This window comes from Streptomyces celluloflavus, from assembly GCA_000720995.1.
Taxonomy (GTDB): domain Bacteria; phylum Actinomycetota; class Actinomycetes; order Streptomycetales; family Streptomycetaceae; genus Streptomyces; species Streptomyces celluloflavus.
On sequence record JOEL01000003.1, the window covers coordinates 35,409 to 55,786 of the forward strand.

18 protein-coding genes are annotated in these 20,378 nt (G+C 73.8%); 12 read left to right on the forward strand and 6 right to left on the reverse strand.

The genetic code is table 11. From position 1 onward, the window contains the following. Nucleotides 1-122: 122 nt before the first annotated feature. The gene (locus IH09_RS03620; RefSeq protein WP_205379961.1) at nucleotides 123-1,094 is read right to left on the reverse strand and encodes a multidrug resistance efflux transporter family protein; all 972 of its coding nucleotides are present in this window, start codon (nucleotides 1,092-1,094) and stop codon (nucleotides 123-125) included. Between the two features lie 234 nt (nucleotides 1,095-1,328). Between IH09_RS03620 and IH09_RS03625 the strand changes: the two genes are divergently transcribed. Continuing rightward, entirely contained in the window at nucleotides 1,329-1,979 is a 651-nt protein-coding gene (locus tag IH09_RS03625) for a GntR family transcriptional regulator (protein ID WP_052853879.1), read from the forward strand. A gap of 193 nt (nucleotides 1,980-2,172) precedes the next feature. Here the strand turns inward: IH09_RS03625 and IH09_RS03630 are convergent, their stop codons facing one another. Beyond that, complete coding sequence (locus IH09_RS03630; RefSeq protein ID WP_190233195.1) at nucleotides 2,173-2,721, reverse strand: nitrobindin family protein; 549 nt, start codon at nucleotides 2,719-2,721, stop codon at nucleotides 2,173-2,175. Nucleotides 2,722-3,167: 446 nt separating this feature from the next. Between IH09_RS03630 and IH09_RS03635 the strand changes: the two genes are divergently transcribed. The 3 genes from IH09_RS03635 to IH09_RS03645 all read left to right on the forward strand — a co-directional run bounded on the left by IH09_RS03635 (nucleotide 3,168) and on the right by IH09_RS03645 (nucleotide 6,990). Further along, nucleotides 3,168-4,511 carry a hemolysin family protein gene (locus IH09_RS03635; protein WP_052853882.1) on the forward strand — a complete coding sequence of 448 codons (1,344 nt, stop codon included), beginning with the start codon at nucleotides 3,168-3,170 and terminating at the stop codon, nucleotides 4,509-4,511. Then, a complete protein-coding gene (locus IH09_RS03640; RefSeq protein WP_052853884.1) occupies nucleotides 4,508-5,527 on the forward strand; it encodes a hemolysin family protein in 1,020 nt (339 codons plus the stop codon). Before IH09_RS03635 ends, IH09_RS03640 begins: the two co-directional genes overlap by 4 nt. A 236-nt stretch (nucleotides 5,528-5,763) precedes the next feature. After that, nucleotides 5,764-6,990 (forward strand): FAD-dependent oxidoreductase, encoded by a 1,227-nt coding sequence (locus IH09_RS03645; RefSeq protein ID WP_110952048.1) that lies wholly within the window; start codon nucleotides 5,764-5,766, stop codon nucleotides 6,988-6,990. A gap of 48 nt (nucleotides 6,991-7,038) precedes the next feature. On the opposite strand, the gene IH09_RS03650 is transcribed toward IH09_RS03645, so the two are convergent. Further along, nucleotides 7,039-7,662, reverse strand: coding sequence for a TetR/AcrR family transcriptional regulator (locus IH09_RS03650; protein WP_052853889.1), 624 nt, complete (start codon nucleotides 7,660-7,662; stop codon nucleotides 7,039-7,041). Nucleotides 7,663-7,818: 156 nt separating this feature from the next. On the opposite strand from IH09_RS03650, the gene IH09_RS03655 reads away from it, so the two are divergent. From IH09_RS03655 to mug, 3 genes are all read left to right on the forward strand, one after another. Further along, the gene (locus IH09_RS03655; protein ID WP_052853892.1) at nucleotides 7,819-8,589 is read left to right on the forward strand and encodes an SGNH/GDSL hydrolase family protein; all 771 of its coding nucleotides are present in this window, start codon (nucleotides 7,819-7,821) and stop codon (nucleotides 8,587-8,589) included. A 100-nt stretch (nucleotides 8,590-8,689) separates the two neighbouring features. Further along, nucleotides 8,690-10,132, forward strand: a complete 1,443-nt coding sequence (purB, locus tag IH09_RS03660) for an adenylosuccinate lyase (protein WP_052853895.1) — start codon at nucleotides 8,690-8,692, stop codon at nucleotides 10,130-10,132. Between the two features lies 1 nt (nucleotide 10,133). Then, nucleotides 10,134-10,682 carry a G/U mismatch-specific DNA glycosylase gene (mug, locus tag IH09_RS03665; RefSeq protein WP_052853898.1) on the forward strand — a complete coding sequence of 183 codons (549 nt, stop codon included), beginning with the start codon at nucleotides 10,134-10,136 and terminating at the stop codon, nucleotides 10,680-10,682. 53 nt (nucleotides 10,683-10,735) lie between these two features. On the opposite strand, the gene IH09_RS03670 is transcribed toward mug, so the two are convergent. Continuing rightward, nucleotides 10,736-11,224, reverse strand: coding sequence for a hypothetical protein (locus tag IH09_RS03670; protein WP_052853901.1), 489 nt, complete (start codon nucleotides 11,222-11,224; stop codon nucleotides 10,736-10,738). Nucleotides 11,225-11,393: 169 nt separating this feature from the next. On the opposite strand from IH09_RS03670, the gene IH09_RS03675 reads away from it, so the two are divergent. Beyond that, nucleotides 11,394-12,551, forward strand: coding sequence for an ROK family transcriptional regulator (locus IH09_RS03675; RefSeq protein ID WP_052853903.1), 1,158 nt, complete (start codon nucleotides 11,394-11,396; stop codon nucleotides 12,549-12,551). Between the two features lie 48 nt (nucleotides 12,552-12,599). Here IH09_RS03675 and IH09_RS03680 read toward each other — a convergent pair whose 3' ends face one another. Then, nucleotides 12,600-13,346, reverse strand: a complete 747-nt coding sequence (locus IH09_RS03680; RefSeq protein WP_052853905.1) for a GntR family transcriptional regulator — start codon at nucleotides 13,344-13,346, stop codon at nucleotides 12,600-12,602. Nucleotides 13,347-13,952: 606 nt separating this feature from the next. Between IH09_RS03680 and IH09_RS03685 the strand changes: the two genes are divergently transcribed. Beyond that, the gene (locus IH09_RS03685) at nucleotides 13,953-14,783 is read left to right on the forward strand and encodes an alpha/beta fold hydrolase (RefSeq protein WP_052853907.1); all 831 of its coding nucleotides are present in this window, start codon (nucleotides 13,953-13,955) and stop codon (nucleotides 14,781-14,783) included. Between the two features lie 85 nt (nucleotides 14,784-14,868). On the opposite strand, the gene IH09_RS03690 is transcribed toward IH09_RS03685, so the two are convergent. Further along, nucleotides 14,869-15,273: a VOC family protein gene (locus IH09_RS03690; protein ID WP_052853909.1), complete on the reverse strand. Its 405-nt coding sequence runs from the start codon at nucleotides 15,271-15,273 to the stop codon at nucleotides 14,869-14,871. Between the two features lie 242 nt (nucleotides 15,274-15,515). On the opposite strand from IH09_RS03690, the gene IH09_RS03695 reads away from it, so the two are divergent. The 3 genes from IH09_RS03695 (at nucleotide 15,516) to IH09_RS03705 (ending at nucleotide 20,372) form a co-directional block, all read left to right on the forward strand. Continuing rightward, nucleotides 15,516-17,090: an alkaline phosphatase D family protein gene (locus IH09_RS03695; protein ID WP_052853910.1), complete on the forward strand. Its 1,575-nt coding sequence runs from the start codon at nucleotides 15,516-15,518 to the stop codon at nucleotides 17,088-17,090. An 83-nt stretch (nucleotides 17,091-17,173) separates the two neighbouring features. Then, nucleotides 17,174-18,571 carry a GNAT family N-acetyltransferase gene (locus tag IH09_RS03700; protein WP_052853912.1) on the forward strand — a complete coding sequence of 466 codons (1,398 nt, stop codon included), beginning with the start codon at nucleotides 17,174-17,176 and terminating at the stop codon, nucleotides 18,569-18,571. A 109-nt stretch (nucleotides 18,572-18,680) separates the two neighbouring features. Beyond that, nucleotides 18,681-20,372, forward strand: a complete 1,692-nt coding sequence (locus IH09_RS03705; RefSeq protein WP_052853914.1) for a DUF885 domain-containing protein — start codon at nucleotides 18,681-18,683, stop codon at nucleotides 20,370-20,372. The last annotated feature ends 6 nt before the right edge of the window (nucleotides 20,373-20,378 follow it).

Consider the following 20,378-nt stretch of genomic DNA (forward strand, 5'->3'; position numbering starts at 1 on the left):
GGCCTGCGCCGGCCGTCGGCTGAGCGTCGGCGAGCTGGGCCTGGAGGCCGGCGCCAACACTCACGGCGGTGTCGGTCGCCACGGAGCCGCACCACCGGGCCCGGCCCACCACTGGGCCCGACTCACCGCCGTGGGCGGCCGCTGACCTCGGGGGCCGGGGCGCAGGCCGGGGCGACATCATCCCGGCGGGCGGCAGTGCCACCCGGTGTCCGGCCCAGCGCGTGCGCGCACAGTCCGAGGACGATGAGCGCCAGTCCGGCCCAGCCCGCCGCCGTGGGCGCCGCGACGCCCACCACCAGCGCCTCGCCGAGCAGGGTGAAGGGCACCTCAGCCGCCTGGGTCGCCTCCACGGCGCCCAGCGCGGCGGGGTGGTGGCGCACCCGGTCGGTGGCGCGGAAGAAGAGGGTGGTGGCCACCACGCCGGACATCAGGGCGACCGCCAGGCACTGCACCAACTGGCCGCCCGTGGGCGGGCCCTGGGTCACGGCCGCGGTACCGGCCAGCGCCAGCCACAGCGGGAGCGAGCCGAGCGTCATCGCCAGGGTGCGCTGGACGCCGTCCAGGCCGTCGAGCCCCAGCAGCCTGCGGTTGCCGAGGGGGTAGGCGACGGCGGCGACCGCGACCGGCAGCACCACCTGGAGGACCGTGCCAAGCCCGGTACCGCGGGCGTGCTGGAGCTGGGCCAGGGCGACGCCGACGACGATCAGTGCGGAGACGCCCAGGGTGCGCGGCGGGATCCGGCCGCCGCCGAGGGCGCCGATGACGATGCCCGCGACGATCACCAGCTGCCAGGTGGAGGCGACCAGCCAGCCCGCGCCCGCCTCGCCGGCCCAGGTCAGCGGGGCGTAGAAGAGCCCGAAGCCGACGGTCGACCAGACCAGCCAGACCGTGGGGCGGGCGCGCAGGCTGCGCAGTACGCCGGGCAGCCCGCCGCGGAGGGCGACCAGCGCGACCATCGGGACGACCATGAAGAGATAGCGCAGGCTCGCGCTCCACATCCAGGAGCCGCCCGCGACGCTCATCCAGCGGTTGAGCACGAAGGTGGTGGCGAAGCAGGCGGCGGCGGCGATGCCCAGCGCCATGGGGCCGGCCACGCCCCCACGCGCCGGTGTCCCCGCCCCGGCGCTCCCCGGGTCCACCCGTGGTGCGGTCCGTTCCCTTGCCGGTATTCGTATCGGCACCGCGTCTCCCCCGCCCTCTCACCGCTGACCTGCCCCTGGACCGGTGTCCGCGGCTGGCGCAGCACAGCTCCGGGGCAATTGACATCTGAAATGTTAGTGACCACCCGAACGGTCCCGACGGGCGGGGTGGGCGCTTAGGATCGGGGCGTGACCGCACTGGAACCGGTGCCGAGAAGGCTGCTGCGCGACGAGGCGTACGACGCGCTGCTGGAGGCGATCGTCTCCGGCGAACTGCCTCCCGGGCAGAAACTCAACGACGCGGAACTCGCCGAGCGCCTCGGGCTCTCCCGCGCTCCCGTCCGGCAGGCGCTCGCCCGCCTCGCCGGGGAGCGGCTGGTGGTGTCGAAACCGCAGAGCTTCACCCGGGTCGCCCCCGTGGTGGCACAGGAGATCCACGACGCGCTGGCCGTCGTCCGGGCGATGCACGCGCTGGCCGTCCGGACGGCCGTCCCGCGGATGACCGAGGCGCACCTGGCGCGGATGCGGGCGGCCAACGCCGCGTTCGTCCGCGCGCTGGACGCCGCGGACCCGACGGCCGCCATCGCCGCCGACGACGCGCTGCACGCCGTGCCCATCGAGGTGTGCGGGAACGCGGCGCTGGCCGAGACGGTCCGGCGCTACACCCCGCTGCTGCGCCGACTGGAGCGCCGCCGGTTCTCCAGCACCGCGGCACGCGCCTCGGCCGCGCGGCACGACGCGCTGATCGACGCCTGCGCGGCGGGTGCACCGGACGCCGCGGCGGAGCTGACGGGCGAGATCTGGGGCGAACTCGACGCGGTGGACGGTCCGGAGGCGTGAGGCCGCCCAAGCCGGGGCCCGGATGGGGCCGCGCCGGATCCCGGCCACCGCTGTCGCGCGCAGGTGGTTGCATGGGGGCGGGCGATCACGATCGGCGCTGCTGATCTGCGGCCGACGGACTCGCGCGGCGGCCCGCCCGAGTCGCCGCCCCGGAGCCGCCCTACGGCCGACGGCGGGAACGTGACGACAGGCCCTAACGCCCGCCCCCGCGCCGGAGCTCTGCCGAGAGGTGGTGCTGGAGCGGCTGGCCGACCGCCCCGAGGTCGTGGACGAAGGTGAGCGTGTCCTCGTCGGTCAGGGTGTAGCGGCGGCGGGTCGCGTTCACCTCCTTGGCGGTGGGTGTGCGCGCCACCTCATGGGTGGTGAGGTCGGCCGTGGCGCCATCGGCGTGACCGACCAGGATCTCCGCGATGCCCGTGGGCTGGGTGATCAGTGCCTCCACGTGCCCACCGGGCTGCAACCGCCACCAGCCGCTCTCCCGGGCCGACGGCCGCAGCGGGGCACCGTCCGCGTCGAGCAGCCAGGCACGCGCCTCGTAGCGGAGGAAGGGCCGCCCGTCGTGGCTGAAGGTGACCTCCTGCGCGTATGTGAACTCCTCGGCGAGCGTCGGATACCCACCACGGCCCCGGCCGGTCCAGGTGCCCAGGAACCCGGTCAGCGGCGCGAGCAGTGCGTGCGGCGCGGGCGTCTCGTCCGGCCCGAGGGCGTCGGGATACGGGTGCTGCCGGGCCGGTTCGAACATGATGTGCGCTCCTGGGTCGGGGCCGGTGCCGGGTGGCAGCCTAGAGGCTGCCCCTCTCCGGGAACCACAGCGCGCCGGAAGCGACGAAGTCAGCGGTTCCCGGGAGACCGAGCTCCGCGGCGAGCAGCACCAGGAGCCCGGCCTCGTACGCTCCGCCAGCAGCCGCGGTCCCCCATAGCGCAAGATCCCAACAATGCCGCTGGTCCGGGCGCCATCACTGGAGCCGCCGGGTCAGGCACCTCGATGCCGAGGCCGTCGGGACCGTCCGTCGGCCGCCGCTCCGCACCCGGCCGCTGCTTTGCGGGTCCTTTACCATGGTGTTTCCCCCTCCCCGAGTGAAAGGTGTGTGAGCGTCCAACCATGGGCGAACCTCCCAGTAGTCGAGCATCCTCCCGACATAGCGCGAACCTCCCGGTCCTGTTCGATCACAGGGCGGAGGTGACCCGATGACCGAGCTGCTCCTGCTGGCCCTCGCGCTCCTGCTCACCCTGGCCTGTGGTGTCTTCGTCGCGGCCGAGTTCTCGCTGACGACCGTGGAGCGCAGCGATCTGGAACGCGCCGCCGAGCGCGGCGAGCGCGGTGCGGACAGCGCCCTGAAGGCCGTCCGCGGCCTCACCTTCCAGCTCTCCGGTGCCCAGCTCGGCATCACCGTCACCGGCCTGGTCATCGGCATGCTGTCCAAGCCGGCCATCGCCGCCCTGCTGGCCGGACCGCTGGACGCGACGGGTCTGCCGCGCTCCGCCGCGGATTCGGTGGCCGTGGTCCTCGGTACGGCGCTCTCCACGGTCGTCCTGATGGTCATCGGCGAGCTGGTCCCGAAGAACTGGGCCATCTCCAGTCCGCTGGTCGTCGCGAAGAAGGTCGCCACCGCGCAGCGCGGTTTCAGCGCCGCCTTCAAGCCGCTGATCGGTCACCTGAACACCACCGCTAACCACATGGTCCGCCGGATGGGCATGGAGCCCGCCGAGGAACTGGCGTCCGCCCGCGGCCCGCAGGAGCTGGTGGCACTGGCCCGGCACTCCGCCAGGGAGGGCGCGCTGGAGCCGGACACCGCCGAGCTGTTCGTCCGTACCCTCAACCTCGCCGACCTCACCGCGGAGAACGTCATGACGCCGCGGGTGCAGGTGACGGCCCTGGACGTGCAGTCCACCGCCGAGGACGTCGCGCACGCGACCCGGGCGACCGGTCTGTCCCGCTTCCCCGTCTACCGCGGCAGCCTCGACAGCGTCGTCGGCGTCGCGCACATCAAGGACGTGCTGGCGATCCCGGCCGAGCGCCGCCCCCGCCATCCCGTCTCAGAGCTGCTGCGCGAGCCGCTGCTCGTCCCCGAGACCCTGCCCGTGAACCGGCTGCTGGACCGGCTGTCCGGCAAGCGCACGATGGCCGTGGTCATCGACGAGTACGGCGGCACCGCCGGCGTCGCGACGCTGGAGGACATCGTCGAGGAGGTCGTCGGCGAGGTCCGTGACGAACACGACCCGCTGGAGATCCCCGACCTGGCACCGGCCGGCACCGACACAGACGGCCGCGGCCTGTTCCACGCCGACGGCGCCGCCCGCACCGACCAGCTCCAGGGCATCGGGCTCCGCCTGCCCGAGGGCCCGTACGAGACGCTGGCCGGCCTGATCGCCACCGAGCTCGGCCGGATCCCGGTGGACGGCGACCGCCTCCAGGTGGCCGGCTGGTCGATGGAAGTACTCGACGCGTCCGGCCACCGCGCGGCGCGCGTGCTGTTGCGCGCCCCGCTGCCCGGCAGCGCCGACGCCCGGGACGCGGAGGCCGGCCGATGACCGCACTCCAGCTCTTCGTGGGCCTGCTGACGCTGGTCGTCAACGCCTTCTTCGTGGGCGCCGAATTCGCGCTGATCTCGGTGCGCCGCAGCCAGATCGAACCGCACGCCGAAAGCGGCGACCGCCGCGCGGACAGCGTGCTCTGGGGTCTGCAGCACGTCTCCGCCCTGCTGGCCGCCGCGCAGCTGGGCATCACCCTGTGCACCCTGGTGCTGGGCGCGGTCGCGGAGCCGGCCATCGCCCATCTGCTGGAGCCGGTGTTCAACGCCGTCGGCATGCCGGACGTGCTGGTGCACCCGCTCTCGTTCGTGATCGCGCTGGCCGTGGCGACGTATCTGCACATGCTCTTCGGCGAGATGGTGCCGAAGAACGTCGCACTGGCCGACCCGGTGCGCAGCGCGCTGTTGCTGGGCCCGCCGCTGATCGCGCTGACCCGGGCGCTCCGCCCGGTGATCTTCGCGGTGAACAAGCTCGCCAACAGCCTGCTCAAGTTGCTGCGGGTGGAGACCAAGGACGAGGTGGCCGCGACGTTCTCGGACGACCAGCTCGCCAAGATGGTCGAGGACTCGCGGAACGCCGGGCTGCTGGACGACCGCGCCAAGGAACGGCTGCGGGACGCCCTGGAGCTGGGCCGCCGCCCGGTCCGGGACGTCGTTCTGCCCGTCGAGAGGGTGGTGTCGGCGCGGCTCGGGATCACCCCGGAGGGCCTGGAGCGGCTGGCCGCCGATTCCGGTTTCTCGCGCTTCCCGGTCGTCGACGACACCCGTCGCATCCTCGGCTATCTGCACGTCAAGGACGCGCTGGACAACATCCCGCGCGAGGAGCCGTTCCCGGTCGCCGCGCTGCGCCCGATCGCCCGGGTCCGGGCCGCGACGCTGCTGGACGACGTCCTGACGGCGATGCGCGGCTCCCGTACCCATCTGGCCGCGGTGACCGGTGACGACGGGAAGCTGGCCGGGCTGGTCACGATGGAGGACGTGCTGCGGGAGCTGGTGCTCCAGCAGCCCGCCGTCTGACGGCCGGAGGCCGGTAGCCGACGAAGAGGTGGCGACGCGCGCCCATGGCAGCGTCGCCACCTCCTTTTGAGAGGCGACATTGTCATGAACGCAACACCCCCTCTCTCGCTCCGACCACCTGTCGCACCCCACCACGCCCCACCGTCCAACCAATCGGTTAGATTACTGACCGATCGGTTAGTCGCTCGTATCGCGCTGCCGGTCCACCCATCCGTACGCGACAAGGGAGCAACGGCATGAACCGCACGACGTGCTGCATTGTGGGCGGCGGACCGGCAGGCATGATGCTCGGCCTGCTGCTCGCCAGGGCCGGTGTCGAGGTGACGGTCCTGGAGAAGCACCGGGACTTCCTGCGCGATTTCCGCGGCGACACCGTCCACCCGTCGACGCTGCGGCTGCTGGACGACCTCGGGCTGGGCGAGGCGTTCGCGCGGCTGCCGTTCCCCCGGCTTGAGGAGATGCGGGCACAGCTCGACGGCACCACGGTCGTCATGGCCGATATGCGCCGCATCCCCGGGCGGCACAAGTACTTCGCGATGGTCCCGCAGTGGGACTTCCTCAACCTGATCGCGAGCGCCGCCGCCGAGGAGCCGTCCTTCACCCTGCGGATGCGCACGGAGGTCACCGGGCTGCGCACCGAGGGCGGCCGCGTGACCGGGGTCCGTTTCGTGGACGAGGACGGGGTGGCCGGTGAGATCGCCGCGGATCTGACCGTCGCCTGCGACGGCCGCGACTCGGCGGTCCGGCACGCCGCCGGGCTCCGCCAGGACCTGTTCGAGGTGCCCATGGACGTCTGGCAGATACGGGTGGACGCGCCGTCCGACGGGCTCAAGGAGGGGCGGGTCTTCGCACGGTTCGGCGGCGGCCAGGCGGCGGTCACGATGGACCGGGGCACGTACTACCAGACCTCGTATCTGATCGGGAAGGGCCGGGACGCGGAGCTGCGGGCCCGGGACATCCAGTGGCTCCGGGACCGGCTGGGCGCCCTGTTCGGCTGGGACGCCGGGGTGACCGGCGCGATCCGGTCCTGGGACGAGGTGAAGCTGCTGGAGGTGACCTTCGGACGGCTGCGGCGCTGGTACCGGGACGGCCTGCTGTGCATCGGGGACGCGGCGCACACCATGTCGCCGGTCGGCGGCGTCGGCGTCAATCTGGCGCTGCAGGACGCGGTCGCGGCGGCCCGGATCCTGGCGGCGCCGCTGCGCCGGGGCACGGCCGGCACCGCGGACTTGGCACGCGTGCAGAAGCGGCGGCAGCTGCCGGTGACCGTCGTCCAGCAGTCCCAGCGGTCCGAGCACGCGCTGATCCGCTCCGCACTGGACGGCACGCTCGACGGCGACCGGCTGCCGGTGCCGATCCGGCTGCTGCGGCGGGTGCCGCCACTGCGGACCGTCACCGGTTACCTCGGCGGGGTCGGTATCCGCCCGGAACGCACCCCCGTCTTCGCCCGGCGCCCGGCCTGAGCGCCGACGGGCGCGCCGCCGCCGGTGCGACCGCGGCGCGCGGCGCCGTCAGCCGCGGCGTTCGATGGCGTACAGGGTGAACGTCTCCAGCTCCGCGGCGGCCGCGTCCAGATCGAGGCCGGGGTGGGCCAGCCAGTGTCCGATCACCCCGTCGATCGCCCCGCCGATCGCGAGCGCGAGGGTCTGCGGGTCGAACTCCCGCAGTACGCCCGCCCGCTGGCCGTCCGCCAGGAGAGCGGCGAGGGTCTGCCACCGCTCGTGGGTGTCGTGCGCACCGGGGGTTTTCAGCCGGGTGCCGCCGTGGTCGTCGAGGAGCATCTCGGTGATCACGCGGACCTGGCGGCGGTTGGCCTGCTGGTAGCCGATCATCGCGCGTACGTAGGCGATGATCGCGTCCTTCGGGTCCGCGGCCCGCGCCACGCGCTCGGTGACGTACGCGCCGAACTGCTCCAGTACCCGGTCGAGCGCCGCCCGGGTGAGGTTGTCCTTCGAGGTGAAGTGGTAGAGGACGGCGGCCTTGGAGAGTCCGGCCCGCTCGGCGATGGCGGAGAGCGAGGCCGCCGGGTACCCGCGGGTGGAGATCAGGTCGATGGTGCACTCGATGAGCTGCTCGCGGCGGGCCCGCTCGGTGAACGTCAGCGCGTCGGGGTCAGCGCTCCGGCGCGGAGTCATCGCACGTCCACCTCTGCCCGTCCTCGCACACCGCTCCCTCTTCCCCGCATCGTCCCTGCGTCCGCGCCGCGTGTTCCGCACCGCGCATTTCCGGCTGTCGGCCCGGTGCCCCCGACCGGCATCCGACCGTACACCGCGGGATAGGATCGCCGCGCCATGGAGATGAATGCCCACTACACCAGTTTCGTCGCGGTCGGCGACAGCTTCACCGAAGGCATGTCGGACGGTCTGCCGGACGGCTCCTACCGGGGCTGGGCCGATCTGCTCGCCGCGCGGCTGGCCGCCCGGTCACCCGGCTTCCGCTACGCCAATCTCGCGGTGCGCGGCAAGCTCATCGGGCAGATCGTCGACGAGCAGTGCGGCCCCGCGGCCGCGATGGGCGCGGACCTGGTGACCCTGGTCGGCGGGCTCAACGACGTACTGCGGCCCTCGTGCGAGGTGGACCGGGTGTGCGCGCTGCTGGACCGGGCCGCGGCGCGGCTGGCCGACGGCGGCGGACAGCTGGTGCTGATGCGCAGTCCGGGCCGGCGCGGACCGGTCCTGGAGCGCTTCCGGCCCCGGATGGAGCAGCTGTTCACGCGGATCGACGAGGCGGCGGAGCGGCACGGCGCGGTGGTCGTCGATCTGTACGGATCGCGGACGCTCGGCGATCCGCGGCTGTGGGCGGACGACCGGCTGCATCTCAACGCCGAGGGGCACCGCCGGGTGGCGGAGGCCGTCTGGCAGGCGCTGGGCCTGGACGCGGAGTCGGACTGGGACGCACCGCTGCCCGCCGCGGCGCCACCGGGCTGGGGTACCCGGCGGGCGGCGGATCTGCGGTTCGCGCGTGAACACCTGGTGCCGTGGGTGGGCCGGCGGCTCACCGGGCGGTCGTCCGGCGATGGCCGGCCCGCCAAACGGCCCGAGCTGCTGCCCTACAAGGGCTGAGGCCGCCTCCGCCGTCCGGCCGCGCCTTGGCGGATCGCACAACCGGGACCGGGGCGCTGGCCTGCGTAAACGGACAGTAGACTCTGGCCACGTGACTGCTGTGTCTGCGAAGCCTCGCATCCCCAATGTCCTGGCCGGCCGCTACGCCTCCGCGGAGCTGGCCGTGCTGTGGTCCCCCGAGTACAAGGTCAAGCTGGAGCGGAAGCTGTGGCTCGCCGTGCTGCGTGCCCAGAAGGACCTGGGGGTGGAGGTTCCCGAGCAGGCGCTCGCCGATTACGAGCGGGTTCTGGACACCGTCGACCTGGCCTCGATCGCCGAGCGCGAGAAGGTCACCCGGCACGACGTGAAGGCCCGGATCGAGGAGTTCAACGCGCTCGCCGGGCATGAGCAGGTCCACAAGGGCATGACCTCCCGCGACCTGACGGAGAACGTCGAGCAGCTCCAGGTGCGACTGTCGCTGGAGCTGGTGCGCGACCGTACCGTCGCGGTGCTGGCGCGGCTGGGCGCGCTGGCCGCCGAGCACGCGGAGCTGGTCATGGCGGGCCGCTCGCACAATGTCGCCGCGCAGGCCACGACGCTGGGCAAGCGCTTCGCCACCGCGGCGGACGAACTGCTGGTGGCGTACGGGCGGCTGACGGACCTGCTGGCCCGCTACCCGCTGCGCGGTATCAAGGGCCCGGTCGGCACCTCCCAGGACATGCTCGACCTGATGGGCGGCGGCGCCGAAGGGACCGCCAAACTCGCCGAGCTGGAGCAGCGGATCGCCGCGCACCTCGGCTTCGGCCAGGCGTTCACCTCGGTCGGGCAGGTCTACCCGCGTTCGCTGGACTACGACGTGGTCTCCGCGCTGGTGCAGCTGGCCGCCGCGCCGTCGTCGATCGCCAAGACGATCCGGCTGATGGCCGGGCACGAGCTGGTGACCGAGGGCTTCAAGCCCGGCCAGGTCGGTTCCTCGGCGATGCCGCACAAAATGAACACCCGCTCCTGCGAGCGCGTCAACGGCCTGATGGTGATCCTGCGCGGCTACGCCTCGATGGCCGGCGAGCTCTCCGGCGACCAGTGGAACGAGGGCGATGTGTCCTGCTCCGTGGTGCGCCGGGTCGCCCTGCCGGACTCGTTCTTCGCCCTGGACGGCCTGCTGGAGACCTTCCTGACCGTGCTGGACGAGTTCGGCGCCTTCCCGGCCGTCGTCGCCCGTGAACTGGACCGGTATCTGCCGTTCCTCGCCACCACGAAGGTGCTGATGGGCGCCGTACGGGCCGGGGTGGGACGCGAGGAGGCGCACGAGGCCATCAAGGAGCACGCGGTCGCCTCGGCGCTGGCCATGCGCGAGCAGGGCGCGGAGCGCAACGAGCTGCTGGACAAGCTGGCGGCGGACCCGCGGATCCCGCTGGACAAGGCGCAGCTGGACGCGCTGATGGCGGACAAGCTGTCCTTCACCGGCGCGGCCGCCGGTCAGGTGGCCGCCGTCGTCGCCCGGATCGAGGAGATCGTGGGGCAGCACCCCGAGGCCGCGGCGTACGCCCCGGGCTCCATCCTCTGACGTGGCCTTCACCCCCGAAGAGTTGCAGGCCGCTCGCGACCACCTCGTCCCGGACGTGGCCGCGAGCGGGCTGCGGGTCCTCTTCTGCGGTATCAACCCCGGGCTGATGACGGCCGCCACCGGCCATCATTTCGCCCGGCCCGGCAACCGCTTCTGGCCCGTCCTGCACGCGTCCGGCTTCACCCCGCGGCTGCTGCGCCCCGCCGAGCAGGAAGAGCTGCTCGCCCATGGTCTGGGCATCACCAATGTCGTGGCGCGGGCGAGCGCCAAGGCGTCCGAGCTGACGGCGGAGGAGTACCGCGAGGGCGGGCGGCTGCTGGCCGAGAAGGTGGCCCGGCTGCGGCCGCGGTGGCTGGCGGTGGCGGGGGTGACGGCCTATCGCGTCGCGTTCGACGACAAGCACGCCGTGATCGGGCCGCAGCGGCGCACCCTGGGCACCACCCGCGTCTGGGCGCTGCCCAACCCGAGTGGTCTGAACGCCCATTGGACCCTGGCCACCATGGCGGAGGAGTACGGCAGGCTGCGCGCGGCGGCCTGGGAGGACGCGTAGGGCGGGGCGCCGGAGTGGCGCCCCCACCGGCGGCACCGCGCGCTCGCGTATACCTACGGCACCTCCTCCACGGTCCCCTCCCCTATCGCCGCCAGCAGCCGGTACGGCAGCTCCGGGCCGCCCTGTCCCGCGCCTATCGCCACCCAGCGGCCCCCGGCCTGCCAGGTGTGCACCCGTGCCACCTGTCCGCAGAGGAGGTCCAGCGGCGGACGGACCGGCAGCCCCCACGCCAGCCGCTCCAGCCGGCCGGCCAGCTCCACGACGGTGGGCGGGCCCCACCGTAACGACAGCACGGCCGTCAGCGCCGCCAGGCCGGCCGCGCACTCCTCGCGTATCTCCTCGGCGTCGGCCGGGTCGGCGTCCCAGAGGGGCGGGCCCTCCCACAGCTGCGCCACATGGCCGCCCGGCACGCTCCGGACGGGCTCGCCCGGCACACCGCCGGCCGTCGCTGCGAGGTCGTGGTGCGCCGGGAAGGGGCGGTCCCGCAGTTGGTCGATGAGGGCCAGCTGCCGGGCCGTGGTGCTGTGCGGTGCGGACGTCATACCGTCAGTAAACCGCCGGGGTCTGACAATTGGCCGCCCGTCAGCGGCGGGCGGCACCGGCGGCGCGTCCGCGGCCGGCCGAGGCGAGGCCCCGGGGGCTCGCGGGGCTCGCCGCGCACCCACCGACCGGCTACGATCCGCCAGACACGCGAAGCGAGGGAGACGGACGTTGGGGCGGCTCACCGGCGGGGATCCGTCCCTGCTGCGACGGATCAACTCCGCGGTGGTACTGCACGCGCTGCGCGCCGCGGACTCCCCCACCCTCACCGATCTCGTCCAGGTGACGGGCCTGTCCCGGCCGACGGTCGAGGGCGTGGTGGAGGGGCTCATCGAGACCGGGCTGGTCGTCGAGGCGGCGGCCGAGGGGGGCGAGACGCGCCGCCAGGGGCGGCCGGCCCGCCGGTTCCGGTTCCGTACCGAGGCCGGGCATCTGCTGGGCATCGAGATCGGACCGCACCGGATCGCGGCCCTGCTGTCCGACCTGAGCGGGCGGGTGCTGGGTTCCGCACAGCGCCCGGTGGACGAGACCGCGCAGGCCGACGAACGGCTGGAGCGGGTACGCGCCGTGGTCGCCGAGCTGCTGCGCCGCGCGGGGGTGGCACGCGGTTCGCTGCGGGCGGTCGGCGTGGGCAGCCCCGGCATCGTGGAGGCGGACGGCACGGTACGGCTGTGCACCGCGCTGCCCGGCTGGACGGGGCTCCCGCTCGGCGAGCGGCTGCGGCGCTCCTTCCGCTGCCCGGTGCTGGTGGAGAACGACGCGAACGCCGCCGCGGTGGCCGAGCACTGGAAGGGCGCGGCGACCCACTCCGACGACATCGTGTTCGTCCTGGCGGGCCTGAGCCCGGGGGCCGGTTCGCTGATCGGCGGGCGGCTGCACCGCGGGTACGGCGGGGCGGCGGGGGAGATCGGCGCACTGCATCTGCTGGGGCGCGAGGCAACGCCGGAGAAGCTGCTGTCCACGACCGGGGAGCCGCTGCACCCGCTGGACGAGGCGCAGGTCGCCACGGTGTTCGCACTGGCCCGCGAGGGCGATGCGCGGGCGCGGGACGCGGTGGACCGTTTCCAGCAGCGGCTGGTGCACGATGTCGCGGCCCTGGCGCTGGCGCTGGACCCGGAGCTGGTGGTGATCGGCGGCTGGGCGGCCGGTCTGGCCGACGTACTGGAGCCGCTGCGCGGCGAGTTGGCGCGCTACTGTCTGCGTCCGCCGCAGGTCGCCCTGTCGGTGCTGGGCGAAGCGGCGGTGGCCACCGGCGCGCTGCGGCTCGCCCTGGACCATGTCGAGGGCGAACTCTTCGCGGTGGAGAGCACGGTGACCGGCCGCCGGTGAACCGGCGGCCGGTCGTCCAGGGCCGTGGCCCGGTCGGCGGCGGGCCGTTCAGCCCGCGAGCAGCGCGACCGGGTCGCTCGCGCCGAAGGTGAGGCGGCAGGTGTCGGCGCGGTAGGTGGAGACCGCGACTGCGGTGGTACGGCCGTCGGCGACATAGCGCGTCGTGACGACGAGCACCGGGGCGCCGGGCAGCCGGTCCAGTTGCCTGGCGTCCTCCGCACGGGCCGAGCCGAGCTCGACGGTACGGTCCTGGCTCTCCAGCTCCAGGGCCTGCAACGCGTGCAGGACGGCGGCGGCGCGGGCCGGGGCGCTGACCGAGGCCACACCGGAGCAGTCGGGGACCGCGTCCGCGCGGACGTACAGCAGCTCGGCGGCGACCGGCTGGCCGTGGGTGACGCGGCTGCGGCGCACGATGTGCACCCGGTCGCCGGGGGCCGTCTCCAGGAGGCGGGCGACGGCGGCGGGCGGCGCCTCGGCCTCGGCCGCGTCCACCGGCTGCCAGTCGTCGCCGGGGGCGCCGGGCCAGGTGTGGCGGTCGGGGTCGACGGCGATGCCGACGCGCGGCGGGGCGACCGTGGTGCCCACACCGCGGCGGCGCTGGAGCCTGCCTTCGAGCTCCAGTTGCTCCAGTGCCTGCCGGAGCGTGGCGCGTGCGACGCCGAACCGGGCCGCCAGGTCACGTTCGTTGGGCAGAATCTCGCCGACCCTGAACTCCGAGTCCAGCGCATCGCTGAGCACGGTCTTGAGGTGCCAGTACTTCGGCTCCGGCACCGTTTCGAGCTGCGTGGTCCCCACCCTGTCCTCCGCACTGGCCGTTGCCCCGCGGGGCGGCGCCCCCACCGCATGCGGGCTCGCACAGGAGCCGGTATGTGAGCGCTTCTTTATTAAAGGTTGTTGCAGTATCCAGACGATATGGCCGCCCCCACCCTTGGTCAAGACCAATCCGGGATCCGTTACGGACTCGGCCGCCGCACCGGGCCCACCCTCACCACCTGCGACGACGGTCGCCACGCGCAGGGTCGCGCCCGCCCTCCGGTGCGGCGGGCGGGATGGCCGGGCCGCCGGGTCCGCACCCCGGTCCGCGGGGCGCCGCGCGGGACTCCGCGGGCAGGGGCCGGAGCCTGGGGAACCGTACGAGGGTGACGCGCGGGCGCGTTGCCCCCGCCGTCCGTCACACCTTTCGCTCCGTCATCCGCTCGGCGCGTGGCCGGCGAGTCCGGCACCGGGCGGCGGGGCGGGCGGGTGACCTACGGCGCGGTGCCATGCGCGGGACGGGCGCGGACCGGCCACTTCGTACCGGCCGGTAGACCCGCCCCATACCGATCGGTAACCATTGCTGGCATGGTGTCCCCGCACGTCCCGGTCACACCACCGTCCACATCGTCCCCTGAGGAGTCCCCCATGGCCGCCCCGGTCTCCTTCGCCCGCGTCAGCCCCGCGGACCGGCCGTCGTTCACGGTCGCCTACGAGCGCAAGGGCTCGGGCGAGCCCATCGTGCTGCTGCACGGGATCGGCCACCATCTCCAGGCATGGCGGCCGGTCTGCGACATCCTCGCCGCGTCCCACGAGGTCATCGCCCTCGACCTGCCCGGCTTCGGCGCCTCGCCCGCGCTGCCCGACGGGCTGGCGTACGACCTGCCCTCGGTGATCCCGCTGCTCGTCGCGGCCTTCGCCGAGCTGGGCGTCGACCGCCCGCATGTGGTGGGGAACTCACTGGGCGGACTGCTCGCCCTGGAACTGGGCAGCGCGCGGGCCGTACGGTCCGTCACCGCGCTCTCCCCCGCGGGCTTCTGGACACCGGCGGAGCGCCGCTACGCCTTCGGGGTGCTGCGCGGGATGCGGGCCGGCGCGCACGCGCTGCCGCGGCCGGTGGTGCGGACGCTGGCGCGCTCCACGGTGGGGCGGGCCTCACTCACCGGCGCCATCTACGCCCACCCCGGGCGCCGGTCGGCCGATGCGGTCGTGGCGGAGACCCGGGCGATGCGCGAGGCGCCCGGGTTCGCGCCGGCACTGGCGGCCGGCCGCGGGGTGCGGTTCACCGCCGATGTGCCGGACGTGCCGGTGACGATCGGGTGGGGCAGCCGGGACCGGGTGCTGCCGCGCCGCCAGGGCGTGCGCGCCAAGCAGGCGATCCCGGGTGCCCGGCTGGTGCGGCTGCCGGGCTGCGGGCATGTGCCGATGAACGACGATCCGGCGCTGGTGGCCCGGGTCGTCCTCGACACGGTGGGCTGAGCGCCGCGGCACGGTGGGCTGAGCGCCGCGGCACGACGGGCGGCGCGCCCGGCGGTCCGGTCGCGCCGGGTGCCCGGAGCGCGGTTCAGGAGTTGGACCACTCCCGTTCGCAGAGCACCAGGCGGTAGCCGTCGGGGTCCTCCAGGGTGACGCCCCATTCGTCCCAGTAGGGGTTGTAGGCGGCGACGCGTCTGCCGCCGGAGCGCTCCAGCCGGGCGACCAGTTCGGCGGGCACCGGCTCGCCCAGGTAGATCACGAGCAGATCGTCCGGAGTGGGGGACGGTTCGAGGTCGCCGGAGGGGTCCGTGGTCAGCTCCAGATGCCAGGCGGCGTCCGGCCGGCCGAGCATCAGCAGGCCGTGCTCCCCCGCCTCGGGGGCGTGCCGGAAGAGCTCCGACAGCCCCAGGCCCGTGCGCCAGAAGCGTTCGGCCGCGGCCAGGTCGTGGGTGGGGCGGGCGATACGGATATGCGCGGAACCGTTGGCCGGCATCGGGTTTCCCTTCCCATGCGCCGCCGTCCGGCGGCACGTACCCGGACTGTAGGGGCGGGGCCGGCGCCCCGGCGATCGGTCGTTGGTCGTGCGACCACGGTCCGGGGCAGGGGCCGCGGGACGTAGGGCGGGCGCCAGCGGGACGCAGCCCCGACAGCGTTCACCGGGCGTTCGCCCGCGCGGCACCGGACGGCCGTACGACCGGGTTGTCATCGAGGCCGGACGAACTACGGAGGTTGGAGATGGCACAGGGATCCGGCGGCGGTTTCGGACGGCGGTCGCTGCTTCAGGGCGCGGCGGCCGGTTCGGCGGCGCTGGCGCTGCCCGCCCTGTCCTCCGCCGCGCCCGCGCAGGCCCGCAGCGGGCGGCCGGGGGCCGGCTGGGGCGTGCAGACCGGGGATGTGACGGCCTCCTCCGGTCTGGTGTGGGTACGGTCCGACCGGCGGGCCCGGATGATCGTGCAGACCGCCGCAACCGAGTCGTTCCGGCACGCCAGAACCTGGCACGGCCCGGTGGTCGGGGCGGGCGGCGACTTCACGGGCGTCACCGCGCTGCACGGCCTGCCGGCCGGTGAGCAGATCCACTACCGGGTGCTGCTGGCCGACCCGGACGACCCGCGGCGCACCGGCGAGCCGGTGACCGGCACCTTCCGTACCGCGCCCGACCGCCGCCGTGAGAACGTCCGCTTCCTGTGGTCGGGCGACCTCGCCGGACAGGGCTGGGGGATCAATCCGGACCGCGGCGGCTACCGGATCTACGAGGAGATGCGGCGCCGGAATCCGGACTTCTTCCTGTGCAGCGGCGACAACATCTACGCCGACGGCCCGATCCCGTCCCGGGTGACGCTGCCGGACGGCCGGGTGTGGCGGAATGTGACGACGGAGGAGAAGGCGAAGGTCGCGGAGACGCTCGCGGAGTTCCGTGGCGCGTTCCGGTACAACCTGCTGGATGCGAATCTGCGCCGGTTCAACGCCCAGGTGCCCACGATCGTGCAGTGGGACGACCACGAGGTGCACAACAACTGGTATCCGGGGCAGCTGCTGGACGACGACCGGTACACGGAGAAGAACGCGGATGTGCTCGCGGCGCGCTCGCTGCGCGCGTTCGGCGAGTACTTCCCGATCCGTACGCTGCACCCGGACCGGGGCGGCCGGGTCTACCGGGTGGTGCACCACGGCCCGCTGCTCGATGTGTTCGTGCTGGACATGCGCAGCTACCGCAACGCCAATTCGCCGGGCCGGCAGACGGACGACCGGCAGGGGATCCTGGGCGCCGAGCAGCTGCGCTGGCTCAAACGTGAGCTGTCCCGCTCGCGTGCGGTGTGGAAGGTGATCGCCGCGGACATGCCACTGGGCCTGGTCGTCCAGGACGGTGCGACGGACTTCGAGGCGGTGGCGCAGGGGGATCCCGGTGCTCCGCTGGGGCGCGAGCTCCAAATGGCCGAGCTGCTGCGGCACATCAAGCGCGATCGGGTGACCGGTACGGTCTGGCTCACGGCGGACGTCCACTACACGTCGGCGCAGCACTACGCGCCCGAGCGGGCGGCGTTCAAGGACTTCGAGCCGTTCTGGGAGTTCGTGTCGGGGCCGCTGAACGCGGGCGGCTTCCCGGCGGTGAAGCTGGACGGAACATTCGGGCCGGCGCAGCCGTTCGTCAAGGCACCGGACCGTGCCAACACCTCGCCCGCGGAGACTCCGCAGTACTTCGGCGAGGTCGATATCGACGGGGGCAGCGGGGAGCTGACCGTGCGGCTGCGCCAGGAGGGTGGACAGGTGCTGTTCAGCAAGGTGCTGCAACCAGGACGGGTGGGACAGTAGAGGCCAATGCATCGATTACGTGTTTTACCCGTCGGACACAAGGTGTTGGCGGCCAGGCAACACCGGTCGGCGAGGCTGCCGGTATGACCGAATCGCAGACTGCCCCTTCCCGCCCCCACCACTGGCGCCGGGACCTCGTCGAGCTGGCCGCCCTGTTCACGGCCGTGGCCGTGGCGGACGGCGTCGCCAATGCCGTGGCCCACGGCCCCTCGGGCCCGGTGCTGCTGTGCGCCGCGGCCGCCGCCCTGCTGGCCACGTCCGCGTTCCACGTCTGGTGGTCCCGCCGCCACGGGCACGCGCCACCGCCGACCGCGGCCGATACCGGCGCCACGGCGCCCGCCCCGGCCGAGGCACCCCGGACCGGCCGGCCGGGGACGGCGCTGTGGCGGATGCGGACCACGGTCCGGGACGAGCCGGGCAGCCTGGCCGCCCTGTGCGGGGCGCTGGCCGCGCGGCGGGTGGACATCCTCAGCCTCCAGACCCATCCGCTCTCCGACGGCACGGTCGACGAGTTCCTGCTGCGTGCACCGGCCGATCTGGCGCCGGCCGAGCTGACCCGGGCGGTGGCGGGTGCGGGCGGCGCGCACAGCTGGCTGGAGCGGGCCGATGCCCACGATCTCGTCGACGCGCCCACCCGGATGCTGAGCCTGGCGACCCGTACCGCCCTGGACTCCGCCGAACTGCCGCTGGCACTGCGGCAGTTGCTGGGCCGCTGCACCATCCACTCGGTGCCCGCGGGCGCGCCGCACGGCCGGCCGCGCACCGCGCAGGTGCCCGCCGAAGGCGTGCTGGCCGAGCACACCATGACGTTCCGCGACCCCTCCGGGGGCTCCCTAACCATCGAAAGGCCGCAGTTGCCGTTCACGCCCACCGAATTCGCCCGGGTACGCGCACTGGTCGACCTGGACACCAGGCTCGGCCAGCGGGTGCCGCCGCGGCGCGACGTACTGACGCTGCCGGCGGGCAACGCCCTCACGGTCCGCCGCGCCGGTACCGCCGACCGGGCCGCCGCCCGCGAGATGCACGCCCGCTGCTCCGCGGACACCCTCGCGCGGCGCTACCACGGCCCGGTCTCCGACGCGGACCGCTATCTGGGGCATCTGCTCAGCCCGCGGTTCGGCCGCACCCTCGCGGTGGAGACCGCCTCCGGCCGGCTGGTGGCGCTCGGGCATCTGCTGTGGGACGGCGACGAGACCGAGGTGGCGCTGCTGGTCGAGGACGCCTGGCAGCGGCGCGGGATCGGCGCGGAGCTGCTGCGCCGGCTGGTGGCGATGGCGGCCGACGCGGGCTCCGAGAGCGTGTACGCCGTCACCCAGGCGTCCAACACCGCGATGGTGGCGGCGATGCGCGGGCTCGGCGTCCCGCTGGACTACCAGATCGAGGAGGGCACGCTGGTGATCACCGCGCGGCCGTCGGGTGTACCCGTCCTGCGCGGCGGCCACGGGCCGGTACAGGTGCCGGACGGCTCCGCCCGCCGCTGAGCGCGGCGGTGGGGCCGGGGCGCGCCCGGCGCCACCGGCAGCCGGCACGACTGGTGCATACCGAGTATTCCGGGTGACGGGACGGGGGCGCCCGTATGAGGATGGCCGCATGTCCCACACCACTTCTTCCGACGGCCCGCTGCCCCGCCAGGTCGCCGACGCCTACGTCGACGCCCTCGTCGGCCTCGACCCGATCACCGGTACCTACCTCGGCATCGCCGAGAGCTCCGGCAGACTCCCCGACTTCTCCCCCACGGGCCAGGAAGCGGTGGCCCAGCTCGCCCGCACGACCCTGGAGAAGCTCACCGAGGCCGAGGCGCGGCCGGGTGCGGACAGCGCCGCCGAGCGGCGCTGCGGGCGCCTGCTGCGCGAGCGGCTGACGGCCGAGCTGGCGGTGCACGAGGCGGGCGAGCACCTGCGTACGGTCAGCAACATCAGCTCGCCGCTGCACCACATCCGCGAGGTCTTCACCGTCACCCCCGCCGACACCGACGAGGACTGGGCGGCCATCGCCCGGCGGCTGCGTGCGGTGCCCGCCGCGCTGGAGGGCTACCGCGCCGCCCTCGAAACCGGCCGCGAGCGGGGGCTGCTCGGCGGACCGCGCCAAGTGGCCACCGTCCTCGACCAGCTGGACGAATGGATCGGTACGGACCGCGGCTGGTTCGCCGAGTTCACCGACCCGGGCCCGGAGCGGCTGCGCGGCGAGCTGACCGAGGCCGCAGCGGTGGCGACCGGCGCGCTGGCCGAACTCCGCGGCTGGCTGCGCGACAGCTACGCCCCGGCCGTCGCCGGTGCCCCGGACGTGGTCGGCCGGGAGCGCTACGGCCGGCTGGCCCGCTACTACAACGGCGCCGACCTCGATCTGGACGAGGCGTACGCGTTCGGCTGGTCCGAGTTCCACCGGCTGCTGGCCGAGATGGAGAAGGAGGCCGGCAAGGTCCTGCCCGGTGCGCGGACCCCGTGGGAGGCGCTGGCCTGGCTCGATGAGCACGGCGAGGCCATCGAGGGCGTCGAGGAGACCCGGCAGTGGCTCCAGTCCCTCATGGACGAGGCCATCGAGGCGCTGGACGGTACCCACTTCGAGCTCGCCGAGCGGGTGCGCCGGGTCGAGTCCCGGATCGCCCCGGCGGGCAGCGCCGCGGCCCCGTACTACACCGAGCCCTCGCTGGACTTCTCCCGGCCCGGCCGCACCTGGCTGCCGACGATGGGCGAGACCCGTTTCCCGGCGTACGACCTGGTCTCCACCTGGTACCACGAGGGGGTGCCCGGCCATCACCTCCAGCTGGCGCAGTGGGCGCATGTCGCCGACGACCTCTCGCGCTACCAGACGACGGTGGGCGGCGTCAGCGCGAACGCCGAGGGCTGGGCGCTGTACGCCGAGCGCCTGATGGACGAGCTGGGCTTCCTGACCAACGCCGAGCGGCGGCTGGGCTATCTGGACGCGCAGATGCTGCGGGCGATCCGGGTCGTCATCGACATCGGCATGCATCTGGAGCTGGAGATCCCCGCGGACTCCCCCTTCCACCCGGGCGAGCGCTGGACGCCCGAGCTGGCCCAGGAGTTCCTGGCCCGGCACAGCAGCCGCCCGGCCGACTACATCGAGAGCGAGGTCATCCGCTACCAGGGCATGGCCGGCCAGGCCATCGGCTACAAGCTGGGCGAGCGCGTCTGGCTCCAGGGCCGGGCGGCGGCCCGTGCGCGGCACGGCGCGGACTTCGACCTCAAGGCGTGGCACATGGCCGCGCTGTCGCAGGGTTCGCTGGGGCTGGACGATCTGCTGAGCGAGATCTCGGCGCTCTGACACCGG

Coding starts and splice junctions, on each gene's coding strand:
- IH09_RS03630 (WP_190233195.1), bottom strand. CDS start 2,721: ATGTTCGAACCGGCCCGGCAGCACCCGTATCCCGACGCCCTCGGGCCG.
- IH09_RS03635 (WP_052853882.1), top strand. CDS start 3,168: ATGACCGAGCTGCTCCTGCTGGCCCTCGCGCTCCTGCTCACCCTGGCC.
- IH09_RS03640 (WP_052853884.1), top strand. CDS start 4,508: ATGACCGCACTCCAGCTCTTCGTGGGCCTGCTGACGCTGGTCGTCAAC.
- IH09_RS03645 (WP_110952048.1), top strand. CDS start 5,764: ATGAACCGCACGACGTGCTGCATTGTGGGCGGCGGACCGGCAGGCATG.
- IH09_RS03650 (WP_052853889.1), bottom strand. CDS start 7,662: ATGACTCCGCGCCGGAGCGCTGACCCCGACGCGCTGACGTTCACCGAG.
- IH09_RS03655 (WP_052853892.1), top strand. CDS start 7,819: ATGGAGATGAATGCCCACTACACCAGTTTCGTCGCGGTCGGCGACAGC.
- IH09_RS03670 (WP_052853901.1), bottom strand. CDS start 11,224: ATGACGTCCGCACCGCACAGCACCACGGCCCGGCAGCTGGCCCTCATC.
- IH09_RS03685 (WP_052853907.1), top strand. CDS start 13,953: ATGGCCGCCCCGGTCTCCTTCGCCCGCGTCAGCCCCGCGGACCGGCCG.
- IH09_RS03690 (WP_052853909.1), bottom strand. CDS start 15,273: ATGCCGGCCAACGGTTCCGCGCATATCCGTATCGCCCGCCCCACCCAC.
- IH09_RS03695 (WP_052853910.1), top strand. CDS start 15,516: ATGGCACAGGGATCCGGCGGCGGTTTCGGACGGCGGTCGCTGCTTCAG.
- IH09_RS03700 (WP_052853912.1), top strand. CDS start 17,174: ATGACCGAATCGCAGACTGCCCCTTCCCGCCCCCACCACTGGCGCCGG.
- IH09_RS03705 (WP_052853914.1), top strand. CDS start 18,681: ATGTCCCACACCACTTCTTCCGACGGCCCGCTGCCCCGCCAGGTCGCC.